This window comes from Variovorax sp. PBL-E5, assembly GCF_901827185.1.
In the GTDB taxonomy this organism is placed as follows: Bacteria; Pseudomonadota; Gammaproteobacteria; order Burkholderiales; family Burkholderiaceae_C; genus Variovorax.
Genome location: NZ_LR594671.1, coordinates 4,127,379 through 4,141,883 on the forward strand (window position 1 = coordinate 4,127,379; position 14,505 = coordinate 4,141,883).

Annotated in this window: 6 protein-coding genes; 3 read left to right on the top strand and 3 right to left on the bottom strand. The window is 69.9% G+C overall.

All coding sequences use genetic code 11. From position 1 onward, the window contains the following. Positions 1 to 102 precede the first annotated feature (102 nt). The 3 genes from ppc (at position 103) to WDLP6_RS20115 (ending at position 11,483) form a co-directional block, all read left to right on the top strand. Entirely contained in the window at positions 103 to 2,952 is a 2,850-nt protein-coding gene (gene ppc, locus WDLP6_RS20105) for a phosphoenolpyruvate carboxylase (protein ID WP_162593778.1), read from the top strand. A gap of 150 nt (positions 2,953 to 3,102) precedes the next feature. Continuing rightward, entirely contained in the window at positions 3,103 to 3,321 is a 219-nt protein-coding gene (locus tag WDLP6_RS20110) for a hypothetical protein (RefSeq protein WP_162593779.1), read from the top strand. Further along, positions 3,318 to 11,483: a GH36-type glycosyl hydrolase domain-containing protein gene (locus WDLP6_RS20115; protein WP_162593780.1), complete on the top strand. Its 8,166-nt coding sequence runs from the start codon at positions 3,318 to 3,320 to the stop codon at positions 11,481 to 11,483. Before WDLP6_RS20110 ends, WDLP6_RS20115 begins: the two co-directional genes overlap by 4 nt. A gap of 3 nt (positions 11,484 to 11,486) precedes the next feature. On the opposite strand, the gene WDLP6_RS20120 is transcribed toward WDLP6_RS20115, so the two are convergent. The 3 genes from WDLP6_RS20120 to WDLP6_RS20130 are packed head-to-tail and all read right to left on the bottom strand — an operon-like array spanning position 11,487 to position 14,457. Beyond that, entirely contained in the window at positions 11,487 to 12,650 is a 1,164-nt protein-coding gene (locus WDLP6_RS20120) for an AI-2E family transporter (protein ID WP_162593781.1), read from the bottom strand. Then, positions 12,647 to 13,396: a LytR/AlgR family response regulator transcription factor gene (locus WDLP6_RS20125; RefSeq protein ID WP_162593782.1), complete on the bottom strand. Its 750-nt coding sequence runs from the start codon at positions 13,394 to 13,396 to the stop codon at positions 12,647 to 12,649. The genes WDLP6_RS20120 and WDLP6_RS20125 overlap by 4 nt, the downstream gene beginning before the upstream one ends. Continuing rightward, positions 13,393 to 14,457 carry a sensor histidine kinase gene (locus WDLP6_RS20130; protein ID WP_443083419.1) on the bottom strand — a complete coding sequence of 355 codons (1,065 nt, stop codon included), beginning with the start codon at positions 14,455 to 14,457 and terminating at the stop codon, positions 13,393 to 13,395. Before WDLP6_RS20130 ends, WDLP6_RS20125 begins: the two co-directional genes overlap by 4 nt. Between the last annotated feature and the right edge of the window lie 48 nt (positions 14,458 to 14,505).

The following is a 14,505-nucleotide window of genomic DNA, read 5'->3' on the forward strand; positions in this document are numbered from 1 at the left end:
TGCTCACAGCCGTTTTCCAATGATGAAGAGAAGCGGAGGGATGCTAGCATGCTGCGGCGCAGCAACGATGCCACCGCTCACCCCGACGAGGAGAAGTTTCGAATGAAGAAGAAGACGAGCCCCGCACCCGCCGTGTCGAAGCGGCGGCACAGCGAAGACCAGCCGCTGATCGACGACATCCGCCTGCTCGGCCGCATCCTCGGCGACGTGATCCGCGAACAGGAAGGCGAGGACACCTACGCGCTGGTCGAGAAGATCCGCACCCTCTCCGTTGCCTTCCGCCGCGACGCCGACCACGCCGCCGATCGCGCGCTCAAGACGCTGCTCAAGGGCCTGAGCGCCGCCGAGACGGTGCGCGTGATCCGCGCCTTCACCTACTTCAGCCACCTGGCCAACCTGGCCGAGGACCGCCACCAGATCCGTCGCCGCACCGAGGCCGAACGCAGCGGCGAGAGCGCGGAGGGCAGCCTGCAGACCGCGCTCGCGCGCATCCGCAAGGCGGGCATCACGCAGGAGGCCGTGGTCGAGTCGCTCGCGCACAGCTACGTGTCGCCGGTGCTCACCGCGCACCCGACCGAGGTCCAGCGCAAGAGCATCCTCGATGCCGAGCGCGCGATCGCGCAGCTGCTCGCGGCGCGCGACGAGATCCAGTGGCGCCGGCAGGCCTTCGCCGGCGGCAAGGATGCGTTGACGCCACTGGAATACGCGGACAACGAAACGCAGATGCGCACGCGCGTCACGCAACTCTGGCAGACGCGGCTCTTGCGCTTTTCCAAGCTCACCGTCGCCGACGAAATCGAGAATGCGCTGAGCTATTACGAAGCCACCTTCCTGCGCGAGATTCCGCGCGTCTATGCCGACCTCGAAAAAGCGCTCGGCCAGAACGGCACGACGCCTTCCGTCGCCTCCTTCCTGTGCATGGGCCAATGGATCGGTGGCGATCGCGACGGCAACCCGAACGTGACCGCCGACACGCTCAACTACGCGCTGCGCCGCCAGGCCGAACTGGTGCTGCGCCACTACCTGACCGAGGTCCATTACCTCGGCGGCGAGCTGTCGCTGTCGGCCACGCTGATCGACGTCTCGGTCGAGATGCAGGCGCTGGCCGAGCGCTCGCCGGACAAGAACGAGCACCGCGTCGACGAGCCCTACCGCCGCGCGCTGACCGGCATCTACGCGCGCTTGGCGGCCACGCTGCGCGAGCTCACCGGCGGCGAGGCCGCGCGCCACGCCGTCGCACCGCAGAACCCCTATGTCCATGCCGAAGAATTCCTCGCCGACCTGCTCACCATCGAGGAGTCGCTCGCCGACAAGCACGGCGCGGTGCTGGTCACGCCGCGCCTCGGCCCGCTGATCCGCGCGGTCGAGGTCTTCGGCTTCCACCTCGCCACCGTCGACCTGCGGCAGAGCTCGGACAAGCACGAGGCCGTGGTGGCCGAACTGCTCGCCACCGCCCGCATCGAACCTGATTACGCGGCGCTGGCCGAGGACGCCAAGCAGACGCTGCTGCTGCGCCTGCTCGACGACGCGCGGCCGCTGCGCGTGCCGGATGCCGGCTACTCGCCGCTGGCGCAGAGCGAACTCGCGATCTTCGCTGCCGCGCGCACCGCCCGTGCGCGCTACGGCGCGGCGGCCATCCGCCACTACATCATCAGCCACACCGAAACCGTCAGCGACCTGCTGGAAGCGCTGCTGCTGCAGAAGGAAGTCGGCCTCCTGCGCGGCACGCTCGAGCACAACGCCACGGCCGACCTGATCGTGGTGCCGCTCTTCGAGACCATCGAGGATCTGCGCAACGCGGCGCCGATCATGCGGGCCTTCTATGCGCTGCCCGGCATCCATGCGCTGCTGCAGCGCTCGGGTGCGGAGCAGGACGTGATGCTCGGCTACAGCGACAGCAACAAGGACGGCGGCATCTTCACCAGCAACTGGGAACTCTACCGCGCCGGCCTGGCGCTGGTGGCGATGTTCGATGAGCTCAACGCGCAATCCGGCGTGCCGATCCGGCTGCGCATGTTCCACGGCCGCGGCGGCACCGTCGGTCGCGGCGGCGGCCCGAGCTACCAGGCCATTCTCGCGCAGCCGCCTGGCACGGTGCGCGGACAGATCCGCCTCACCGAGCAGGGCGAAGTCATCGGCTCCAAATACGCCAACCGCGAGATCGGCCGGCGCAATCTCGAGACGCTGGTCGCCGCCACGCTCGAAGCCACGCTGCTGCCGGCGACCAAGGCCGCGCCGGCCACCTTCACCGCGGCCGCGGCCGAACTCTCTGCCGCCAGCATGGCGGCCTACCGCGCGCTGGTCTACGAGACGCCCGGCTTCGGCGACTACTTCTTCAGCGCGACGCCGATCCGCGAGATCGCCGAACTCAACATCGGTTCGCGGCCTGCCTCGCGCAACCCGAGCCGGAGCATCGACGACCTGCGTGCCGTCCCCTGGAGTTTCAGCTGGGGGCAGTGCCGTCTCACGCTGCCCGGCTGGTACGGCTTCGGGTCCGCGATCGAAAGCTTCCTGGCCACGGACGGCAGCGCCGCGGCGCGCAAGGAACGCCAGGCCCTGCTGCAGCGCATGTATGCGCAGTGGCCCTTCTTCCGCACGCTGCTGTCGAACATGGACATGGTGCTCGCCAAGAGCGACCTCGCGCTGGCCTCGCGCTACGCGGAACTGGTGGCCGACCGCAAGCTGCGCCAGAAGGTGTTCGCGATGATCGAGGCCGAATGGCATCGCACCTCCGATGCGCTGACGCTGATCACGGGCGCCAAGCAGCGCCTGGAAGGCAACGCCGACATGCAGCGCTCGATCCGCTACCGCTTCCCGTACATCGATCCGCTGCACCATCTGCAGGTCGAGCTGATGCGGCGCTACCGTGCCGGACAGGACGAGGATCGGCTGCAGCGCGGCATCCACATGTCCATCAACGGCGTCGCGGCCGGGCTGCGCAACACCGGTTGACGCGCGGCGCGCACGTTGTGCGCGCTCTCCTACGTGAACAGCCGGCGAAGGCGACGGGGGGGTCGGCCGGATAGGGAGTACCCTGTCCTCCACGTTCTCAGCTCTCGCAATCGCGCGGCGGCTTCAAAGGTCGTTCACAGGAATCCCGCCATGTCTTCCCCGCAATCGCTTGCCCGTTCCCACATCGACTTCGTCACCGGCGATTTCGAAGCGCTTGCCTCCCACATGCGACATTGCGCCAGCGCACAGGGCCGGTGGTTTTCCGTCAGGAGCCATCTGCAACGGGTGCGCTCGGTCGCCGCCGGCCGCATCGTGACCATGGCCTGCGTGGCCGTGGTGCTCGGCATCGGACTGTTCGCAATCGCTTGAGCGCCGCGGCGGTCGTCGACCGGCTCGATTCGCTCACACAGTACGCGCGCAAGCTTCTCCTCGGCCCCCACGAGCCGGTCGAGCCTCCCATCCGGGCCGAGCTGTTCGGCGCCCAGCGCTTCGAACAGCATGGCCACAGCCTGGCGCGTGCCCAGGCCATTCAGAGCGAGGCCTCGCGCGGCGACGCCACGCCCTTCTTTCCGCGCGTCGACAAGAACCTCGAGTCGCTGCGCCAGGCCTTCGACTACATCGCGCTCACCTCCCGCAGCGGCCGCTACGTCGCGCCGGCAGCCGAGTGGCTGCTCGACAACTTCCACCTCGTCGAAGCGCAACTGCAGCAGATCCGCGAAGGCGTGCCGCGCAGCTATTACGCGCGACTGCCCAAGCTCGCCGCGCCACCGCTGGCAGGGCTGCCGCGCGTCTACGGCATCGCGTGGGCCTACGTCGCGCACACGGACAGCGTGCTGAACAAGGAGCTGTTCACCGCCTTCCTCAATGCCTACCAGGACATCGACGAACTCACGCTCGGCGAGCTGTGGGCGCTGCCGACGACCTTGCGCGTCGTGCTGCTCGAGAACCTGCGGCGCGTGGCCGAAAGCATTGCCGAGAGCAAGGTGGCGCGCGAGGTCGCGCATGCGGTCTGGGACGCGGCCGAAACGCTGTCGACGCAGGACCTCGACGTGCTCTACCGCGCGCTCCAGAGCCGCGGCATGCAGGAAAGCTACCTCACGCAGCTGTGGCAGCGCGTGCCCGTCGAGCACGACGAAAAGGTCGCGCCCCTGGTGAAGTGGACCGAGCAGCACTGCCCGAACGGCCCCGCATTGATCGGCGATGCGCAGACCGCGCAGGCCGCGGCCAACCTCACCGTCGGCAACATCATCACGACCCTGCGCATGGTCGGGCAGGTCGAATGGGCCGACCTGATCGAGCCGGTCAGCCGCTCGCTGCGCGTGCTGCGCGAACTGCCGAGCTTCAGCCGCGAAAGCGAACTCACGCGCCAGCAGATCACGCACGCGATGGAACAGATCGCGCGCACCAGCCGCCAGCCGGAACGCGAGGTCGCGCAGGCCGTGGTGCGTCTGGCGCTCGACGCGGCCAGTCTCGCACCGGCCGAGGAAGACGACGAAACCCGCTGGTCGCGCGCCGAACGCACCGCGGGCTACTACCTCTTCGGGCAGGGACGTCCGGCGCTGGCCACGGCGCTGAATCCGCGACGCGGCGCGAAGGCGGCCGCGCTGCCCCGTGCCAGCGCCGCGCGCGACTGGCGCCTGCCGCTCTATGCCTTCGTCATCGTCGCCAGCACCGCGCTGCTGCTGGTGGCCGCCGTGCACGGCCTCGACCGCAACGGCTGGCCCGATGCGCGATGGACTGCGGTGGTCGCGCTGTTCCTGCTCGCCTGGCCGCTGTCCGAAGCGGTGATGGCGCTGGTGCACCGCATCGTCGCCGAGTCGGTGCGCGTGCGGCGGCTGCCTCGGCTCGAGTTCGCGGCCGGCATTCCGCAAGCCCATCGCGTCCTGGTCGTCATTCCCTCGTTCCTGAGTTCGGTCGAGGCCAATGCCGGGCTCGTGCACCGCCTCGAGCTGCACTGGCTGGCCAACCGCGAAGACCATGCACAGTTCGCGCTGCTGACCGACTGGGCCGATGCGCGGCTCGCATCGATGCCCGGCGACGCCGCCTTGCTCGACGATGCGCTGCAACGCATCGCCGTGCTCAACCAGACCTATCCGGCGCCCGATGCCGCAACCCCGCGCTTCGTGCTGCTGCACCGTCCGCGGAGCTGGTCCGAGACCGAGCAGCGATGGATGGGATGGGAACGCAAGCGCGGCAAGATCGAAATGCTGCTGCGCCTGCTGGCCGCGGGTGACGCGAGCGGATTTCTTCCGATGGCGCCGGGCTTGCGCCTGGCTGCGCGCATCCCTTACGTGATGACGCTCGACGGCGATACCGGCCTGCCGCCGGGCGCGCTGCGCGAGCTCGTCGCCGTGGCAGCCCACCCGCTGAATGCACCGCAGATCGACGCCGCCAGCCGCCGCGTGGTCGCGGGCTTCGGCATCTTTCAGCCGCGCATCGCCACCCCCTTTCCGCAACGCAACGAACGCTCGTTCTTCCACTGGCTGTTCGCGGGCCAGTGCGGATTCGACCCCTACAGCAGCAGCGCGTCCGACATCTACCAGGACGTGTTCGGCACCGGCTCCTTCACCGGCAAGGGCCTGCTCAACGTGGAGGCCGTCCACGCGACGCTCGGCCGCCGCCTGCCCGAGGGCGCGGTGCTCAGCCACGATCTGCTCGAAGGCACGGTCGCGCGCTGCGCCGTGGTGAGCGATCTGGTGCTGATCGAGGACCATCCTCACCATGCCGGCGTCGCCGCGTCGCGCGTGCACCGATGGACACGCGGCGACTGGCAACTGCTGCCGTTGATGCTGCGCGCGCGGCGCTACGGCATCGATGCGCTGGGCCTCTGGAAGATGGGCGACAACCTGCGCCGCGCCATGGTGGTGCCGGCATCGACCGTGCTGCTGGCCTGGGTGGTCTTCACGGATTCGTTTCCGCTGCCCTGGGCCTTCGCGTCCGTCGCCGCGGCGCTCGTGCTGGGGCCGCTGCTCGGTGCGCTCGCGGGACTGGTGCCGACCCGGCGCTCGATCGAACTGCGCCACTTCTTCGATGTCGGCTCGACCGAGCTGCTGCGTGCGCTCGCCGGCGCCGCATGGCGTTTCGTGCGGCTTGCCGCACAGACGCGGCAGTTGCTCGACGCCACGGCGCGCGCCACATGGCGGCTGGCGGTGAGCCGCCGGCATCTGCTGGAATGGACGACTGCGGCCGAAGCGCAGGCGCAGGCCCGGTACGAGCTGGCGCCCTTCATCCGCCGCGGCGCGCTCACGAGCAGCCTCTGCGTGCTGCTGGCGCTGGCCGCGGCGTTGAGCCCGCATCCCTGGGTCGGTGCCCTTCTCTTCCTGCTCTGGGCGCTGTCGCCCTTCGTCGCCTGGTGGAGCAGCCGCGTGCCGGCCGCGGCCGAGGGCGCGCTCGACCCCGCGCATCGCGTCTATCTCGAGCAGATCGCGCGCGATACCTGGCATTTCTTCGAGCATGTCGTCGGCCCGGAGGACAACCACCTGCCGCCCGACAACCTGCAGCTCGAGCCCGAGCCCACGGTCGCGCACCGCACCTCGCCCACCAACATCGGGATGTACCTGCTGGCGTGCTGCTGCGCGCGCGAGTTCGGATGGATCGACACGCACGCGCTCGCCGCGCGGCTCACGGCCACGCTCGACACCGTCGACCGCCTCGACAAGCACCAGGGCCATCTCTTCAACTGGTACGACACGCAGTCGCTCAAGATGCTGCCGCCGGCCTATGTGTCCAGCGTCGACAGCGGCAACCTGGCCGGCCACCTGGTCGCGGTGGCGCAGGCCTGCCGCGACTTCGATGCCGAAAGCCCGCCGGGCACGGCGTTCGAAACCCTCGCGCGGCGCTGCGAGGCCTTGTGCGCCGGCATGGATTTCCGCGGCCTCTACGACGCCAAGCGCCACCTCTTCCACATCGGCCTGCAGGTCGAGGACAACGTGCTCGACGCGAGCTACTACGACCTGCTCGCTTCGGAATCGCGCCTGCTGAGCTTCCTTGCGATCGCCAAGGGCGACGTGCCGCTGCGCCACTGGATGGCGCTGGGGCGGCCCTTCCTGTCCGTGGGCGTGAAGCCGGGGCTCAAGTCCTGGTCGGGTTCGATGTTCGAGTACCTGATGCCGGCACTGGTGATGGCCGAGCCCGAAGGCGGTTTGCTGCAGGTCGCGAACCTGGCCGCGATCATCGAGCAGCAGACCTTCGCCACCGTGCAGGATCTGCCTTGGGGCGTCTCCGAGTCGGCCTATTTCGCACGCGACCATTCGCTCGCCTACCAGTACTCGCCCTTCGGCGTGCCGCGGCTGGCCCTGCGCCGCACGCCGCCGACCGACCGCGTGGTCGCGCCCTACGCCACCGCGATGGCGACGCTGCTGGCGCCCGACGATGCGGTGATCAACCTGAAGCTGCTCGAATCGCTCGGCGCGCGCGGCGACTTCGGCTTCTTCGACGCGATCGATTTCACCGTCTCGCGCCAGCCGGAGGGCCAGCCCTTCACCGTGGTGCGCAACGTGATGGCGCATCACCACGGCATGTCGCTGGTGGCGCTGTGCAACGCGGTCTGCGACGACGCGCCGCGCCGCTGGTTCGGCAGCTCGCCATTGGTGCAGGCGCACGACGCGCTGCTGCACGAGCGCACGCCGCGCCAGATCATCGGCAGTGCCGATCCGCGCACGCCGCCCGAGCCGGCCACCGGCGAGACGGCGCCCGTGTTCCAGCCGCGCGTGGTCGACCCGATGGCGCCGGCCTTCCAGCCCACGCACTTGCTGTCGAACGGCAGCTACACCGTCGCGCTGCGCGCCAACGGTGCGGGCGTGAGCCGCTGGCGCGCCTTCAACGTCAGCCGCTGGCGCGACGATCCGCTGCGCGACGGCTACGGCACCTTCCTCTACGTGCGCGACGTGCAGAGCGGCGCGCTCACCTCGCTGACCGCGCTGCCCGCGCCGGGCGAGGGCTGGCGCTACCGGGCCCGCTTCCTGGCCGACCAGGTGCAGTTCGACGCCAGCGGACCCGAGCTGCAGGCGCGCACCACCGTGCTCATCAGCCCGGAAGACGACACCGAACTGCGCACCGTCGCGCTGCACAACAGCGGCAGCGAGACGCGCACGCTGGAGCTCATCTCGTACTTCGAGCCCGTGCTGTCGAACCCGAAGGCCGACGAGTCGCATCCGGCCTTCGCCAACATGTTCATCGAGTCGCGCTGGGAGCCGGGCTGGCGCGCGCTGCTGATGTGGCGCAAGCCCCGGCTGCATGGCGATCCGGTGGTGGCCGCGGCGCATTTCGTGGCCTCGGCCGATGCGCAAGTGCTCTCCATCGACTGCATGGTCGACCGGCGCGCCTTCGTCGGACGCAACCGCTCGCTCGCCGCGCCGGCGCTCGATGCGCAGCCGATGGCCGCCGACGGCGCGCCGGTGACCGGGCTCGATCCGATCGCCTCGCTGCGGGTGCGCCTCACGATCGCGCCCGGCGCCACCGCGCGCGTGACCTTCGCGACCGCGGCCGACGACAACATCGACGACCTGATGCCCTGCATCGACCGCTACCTGCAGCCGATGCACGTCGAGCGCGCGATGCGCATGGCGGCCACGCTGGCACAGGTGCGCCTGCGCGACCTCAGCATCGACCCCGCCAAGAACCTGGCGCTGCAGGACCTGACCACCATCCTCACCTACACCACGCCGCGCGTGATGAAGGACCGCGGCCTGATCGACCTGCGGCAGATCTGGCGCTTCGGCATTTCGGGCGACAAGCCGATCGTGCTGGTCTACATCCATTCGCTGGCCGGCAAGGGCCTGGTCGACACCCTGCTGCGCGCGCAGCCGTGGTGGGGTTTCGGCGGCGTGGCCTGTGACCTGGTGGTGCTCAACGGCGAGCCCAACTCCTACCTGATGCCGCTGCAGCGCGAGATCGAAGCCCTGCGCGACCGGGTGGCGAACCAGACCCAGAACAGTTTCCCGCGCAACGATGCGGCCGGCTTCTATCTGCTGCGCGACCAGGAAGTCGCGCCCTCGGAGAAGGCAGCGCTGTCGAGCCTGGCCCGCGCGGTCTTCACCGCGGACGGGCGGGCGCTCGAAGTGCAGGTGGCGGCGCTGCGGGACGCCGCCACCGGTCCGACGGATGACGAGATCGGGCCGCGCGTCGCGCTCTCGGTGCTGCCGTCCGCGGCGCAGGTGGCCGGGCCGGTGACGGCACCGCAGGGCGACTTCGATGCCGACAGCGGCGAGTTCCGTTTCGAGGTGGACCTGAGCCGCCGCACCGCCAGGCCATGGATCAACGTGATCGCCGCCAACGCGTCCTTCGGCTTCCAGATTTCCGAATCCGGCACCGGCTACACCTGGGCGGCAAACAGCCGCCTGCACCAGTTGACGCCATGGTCCAACGATCCGGTGCAGGACCCGGCCTTCGAGCACTACCTGCTGCAGGACCTCGACTCGCGCGAGCTGCTGCCGCTGACGCCGGCCGGCCGCGGCAGCAGCAGCGGCGTGGACAGGCACCGCGTGCGCCATGGCCAGGGCTACACGGTCTTCGAATGCCTGCATGGCTCCATGATGCTGGAGACCACCTTCTTCGCCGACCGCGACGATCGCGTGAAGCTGGTGCAGGTGAACGTGCGCAACGAAGGTACCAGCCAGCGCCGCCTGCGAGCGCTGGCGATGGTCGAATGGCAGCTCGGCGCGGCCCGCGGCGAACGCCGCACCGTGCACACGTGGAAGCCCGAAGACCTGCCGGCGGCGTTCGGCCAGCAGCGCGAGTCGAGCGCCGGCTTCGGCGGCAGCACGGCCTTCGTGATGCTCGCGGGCCTGAAGGGCGCGACGCAATGGACCTGCGACCGCAGCGAATTTTTCTCCGGCCGCGGCGCGGTCGAATTGCCCGAGCTGCTGCTGCAGCGCGCCGGCAGCGGCCTCGATGCCTGCGCCGCCGTGGCCGGCGAACTCGCGCTCGCGCCCGGCGAGAGCGCCAGCTTCGCCTTCATGCTGGGCCATGCGGACGATGCCGAAGCCGCGATGCAGCTGGCGCGCCGCTGGCAGCAGCGCGACGTGCCGCAGGCGCTGGCGCAGGTGCGCGGCTTCTGGGACGAGCTGCTCGGCCGCCTGCAGGTGCGCACGCCCGATGCGCTCTTCGATGCGCTGGTGAACCGCTGGCTCGTCTACCAGACGCTGGCCTGCAGGCTCTGGTCCAAGGCCGGCTTCTACCAGGCCGGCGGCGCCTTCGGCTTTCGCGATCAATTGCAGGACGCGATGGCCTTCGCGCTCACTGACCCGGCACGGCTGCGCGAGCAGATCCTCGTCAATGCGGCGCGCCAGTTTCCCGAAGGCGATGTGCAGCACTGGTGGCACATGCCCGGCGGCAACGGCGTGCGCACGCATTTCTCCGACGACCTGCTGTGGCTGCCCTACGCGTCGTCGCACTACGTCGAGGTGAGCGGCGACCGGTCGGTGCTCGACGAGGTCGTGCCTTTCATCGAAGGCCCCGCGATTCCCGCCGGCGCCGAGGACGCCTACTACGCGCCGCAGATCAGCGGCCGCACCGCCACCGTGTACGAACATGGCGCGCGCGCCATCGATCGCAGCCTCGCGACAGGTGCGCACGGCCTGCCGCTGATGGGCACCGGCGACTGGAACGACGGCATGAACCGCGTCGGCAACGAAGGCCGCGGCGAATCGGTCTGGCTCGCGTGGTTCCTGTGCAGCGTGGTCGAGCGCTTCGCCCCGATCGCCGAAGTGCGCGGCGAGCGCGAACGCGCCCAGCGCTGGCAGTCGGCGCGCAAGGGCTGGATCGCGGCGCTGCACGCTGCCGGCTGGGACGGTGCGTGGTTCCGCCGCGCCTTCTTCGACAACGGCGCGCCGCTCGGCTCGTCGGCCAACGACGAGTGCCGCATCGACCTGATCGCGCAGGCCTGGTCGGTGCTTTCGGGCGCTTCGGACGACGCGCACACGACGCCGGCGCTGGCCTCGATGAAGCAGCAGCTGCACGACGAGCCCGCCGGCCTGTTGCGCCTGCTGCATCCGCCGCTGGCCCACTCGTCCAACAACCCGGGCTACATCCAGGCCTACCCGCCGGGCGTGCGCGAGAACGGCGGCCAGTATTCGCATGCCGCGGTGTGGGGCCTGATGGCGCAGGCGCTGCATGGCGACATCGAGGGCGCGTGGCAGAGCTTCGAAGGCCTGAGCCCCGCGCATCGCGCGCGCGATGCGGTGCGTGGGCCGGCCTACGAGATCGAGCCCTACGTGATGGCGGGCGACGTGTATGGCGCCGCACCGTATGTCGGGCGCGGCGGCTGGAGCTGGTACACCGGCTCGGCCGCCTGGATGCATCGCGCCGCCATCGAGACCCTGCTGGGCCTGACGGTGCGCGGCGAGCGGCTCTCGCTGACGCCGCGCGTGCCGGCGCATTGGCCGGGCTTCGAGATCACGCTGAAGCTGGGCGGTCGCGAACTGGTGATCCGCCATGGCGTCGCAGTGACGCCGCCGACGCACCATGCCGGGATCGGCGAATGGGTGGTGTGGCGCACGCTGCCGGACAAGGCCGTGCTGCAGGTGGGCTGAGGATCAATCCCCGAGCAGCTCTCCGATGGGCTGCAAGTCTTCGACGCGGTCGCAGATGGCTTTCACGACCATCATGATCGGAATGCCCAGCAGCAGCCCCCAGATGCCCCACAGCCAGCCCCAGAAGATCACGCCGACGAACACCGCGACGGGATTCATGCGGCTGGAACGGCTGGTGAGATAGGGCACCAGCAGGTTGCCGACCAGCGTGTGGATCACCAGCGACGTGCCGCCCACCAGCAGGGCCATCTGGATGCTGTTGAACTGCAGGAAGGCGACCAGCCCGGCCGCCGCCATCACGATGACGGAACCGATGTACGGGATGAGATTGGTCACCGCCGCCACGATGCCCCACACGGCCGCGTTCTCCAGCCCGATCGCCCAGAAGGCCAGTCCGGTCGCGACGCCGATCAGCGCGCTCGAGAAGATCTGCACCAGCAGGTAGCGCTCGATGTGGCCGGTGATGTCGTCGAGCACATGCACCGTGATCTTTTTCTTCTGCAGGCTGGGCCCGGTGATCTTGACCAGCTTGCGGCGGAAAGTGTCGCCGGAGCCCAGCGAGAAGTAGGTGAGGAAGGCGATCAGCGTGAGCTGCCCGGCCGCGTTCAGCAGCCCCACCGTGCCGGTCCACAGGTAGTCGCGCACATTGAAGGCCGGCCGCTCGATGATCACCCGCGCGACGCCCTTGCGCGCGGCGACCTTCTCCGAATTTTCCTGCGCGGCCTGCTCGAGTTGCGCCGCCGCCTTCTGCACCGTGTCGATCGCGCTGGGATCGGCGGGCCGGTTGCCGCTGCGTACCGCGAGCCGCAGCTTCTGCGCCGCGAGGGGCAGCGAATCGACCAGCGCGGTGGCGTTCCCGTAGAGCGAATAGCCGGTCCAGCCCACCCCGCCGCCGATCGCGATCAGGACCGCTGCCGCGCCGATCCAGCGCGAGATCTTCCAGCGCTCCAGCCGGTCGACCAGCGGCGCGAGCGCATAGGTCAGCATCAGACTCACCATCAGGGGAATGAAGACCGCCTGCGCCCACTGCAGCACGAACACCGCGGCCAGCACGGCGAGCACCACCAGCGATGCGCTGCGCACGTCGACCGGCATGTGCAGCAGCACGCGATCGGGCTCGCGCTGCGGGACCGCGGGTTCGGCCGGGTCCTCGTCCTGCGCGTTCATCGCGGATCCTTGAGCACTTCGCGCACCGCGCTCAGCTGGCGGCGCGACACCGCCACCGGCTCGGGAATGCCCTCGAGCCGCAGGGCCCAGCCTTCGGCGTCCTCGCCGTCGTCGTACTTCTCGAGCGCGCGGATCGCCTCGCGCGCGACCAGCGCATTGCGATGCACGCGCACGAAGCGCGCCGGATAGCGATCCTCGATCTCGGCCAGCGAACCGTCGAGGATGTGGCTGCGCGACGCGGTCCGCACGGTGAGGTACTTGTATTCGGACTTGAGGTAGAGCACCTCGGCCAGCGGCACGCGCTCGGTGCGGCCGCGGTCCTGGATGACCAGCGCTTCCTGCGTCGCTTCCGTCGACGGCGCGCGCCGTTCCTTCAGGTGGCGTTCCGCCTTCTGCAGCGCCTGCTGCAGACGTTCGGCCCGCACCGGCTTGGTCAGGTAGTCGACGGCCTCCAGCTCGAAGGCCGTGACGGCATGGACCGCGTGCGCGGTGACGAACACGATGGCCGGCGCCTCCGGCCGGCTGCGCAGGCTGCGCGCGAGTTCGATGCCGTCGATGCCCGGCATGTGGATGTCGAGCAGCACGAGGTCGATCTGCGTGCCGTTCAGTTGCTGCAGCGCAGCCTTGCCATGCGCGGCCTCCGACACCACTTCGGCCGCCGGCGATCGGCAATCGGCCAGCAGGTTGCGCAGGCGCGACCGTGCCAGCGCTTCATCGTCGACGATCAGGGTTCGAAGTGAAGTCATGAGGAGGCGGGGATGGCGATCCGCACGCGGTAGTTCTTCTGGTCCATGCCGGCGCTGAACTGCGCCTGCACGTCGTGCAGCAGGCGCAGCCGGTCGCGCACGTTGGCCAGCGCGATGCCGTGGCCGCGCGGCAGCGGCGCATCGGCCCAGCGCAGCGGCGGCAGGCTGTTGACGACCTCGATCACCACCATGCCGCCACGGCGCTGGGTGCGGATGCGGACCCGGGCGCCGTCGGGGCTCGGCTCCACGCCATGCTTGACCGCGTTCTCGACCAGCGGCTGCAGCAGCAGCGGCGGCAGGCGCGCGTCGCTGGCCGCGGCGTCGAGGTCCCAGCGAATGCGCAGCCGCTCGCCGAAACGCACCTGCTCGATGGCCAGGTAGCGCTCGGCCAACCCGATCTCGTCGGCCAGGGTGACCGATTCGCCCGGATCGGCCAGCGCCTGGCGGAACAGCTCGCTGAGGTCTTCCAGCATGGCTTCGGCCTTGGCCGGCTCCTCGCGCACCAGTGCGATGGCGCTGTTGAGCGTGTTGAAAAGAAAATGCGGGCGGATGCGCGACTGCAGTTCTTCGAGCCGCGCGGTGGTGGCCGCGGGCGTTCGGCCACGGGCGCGCAGCACCAGCGCCGTGACGGCCACGCCGGCGAACAACGCGCCGGCCAGCGCGCTCGCAAGCCACGGCGCGGTGCCGAGCACGCCGGTCAGCCGCAGCAGCCCGCAGCCGTAGAGCCCGGCCAGCGCGCCGAGCAGCACGCCAGCACCGTACTGGGCCTGGCTCGGCAGGCGGCCGAGCGGCTTCTTCAGACCGCAGGCCGCGAGCAGCCAGAGCAGTGTCGCAGGCAGGGCGCCGCCCGTCACGACGGCCGTCAGCGACAGCCACTCGGCCAGCGTCGGCGCAAGAAACAAGGCGGCGACCGCCGCCACCGCCTCGACGAAGAGCACGGCCCGCAGCACCACGCCGATCTGGCATGCATCGAACGATGCCGCCGGCTGGCGCGCGAGCACCCGCGGGCGAACACCGGCCGGCGCTGCGGAGGTGGCCGATAAAATCGATGGGTTGCGCATCACAGAAACATCGGGTGACAAACCCATTATTGCCTCCCAGGCCGTCTT

Coding starts and splice junctions, on each gene's coding strand:
- ppc (WP_162593778.1), top strand. CDS start 103: ATGAAGAAGAAGACGAGCCCCGCACCCGCCGTGTCGAAGCGGCGGCAC.
- WDLP6_RS20120 (WP_162593781.1), bottom strand. CDS start 12,650: ATGAACGCGCAGGACGAGGACCCGGCCGAACCCGCGGTCCCGCAGCGC.
- WDLP6_RS20110 (WP_162593779.1), top strand. CDS start 3,103: ATGTCTTCCCCGCAATCGCTTGCCCGTTCCCACATCGACTTCGTCACC.
- WDLP6_RS20125 (WP_162593782.1), bottom strand. CDS start 13,396: ATGACTTCACTTCGAACCCTGATCGTCGACGATGAAGCGCTGGCACGG.
- WDLP6_RS20130 (WP_443083419.1), bottom strand. CDS start 14,457: ATGCGCAACCCATCGATTTTATCGGCCACCTCCGCAGCGCCGGCCGGT.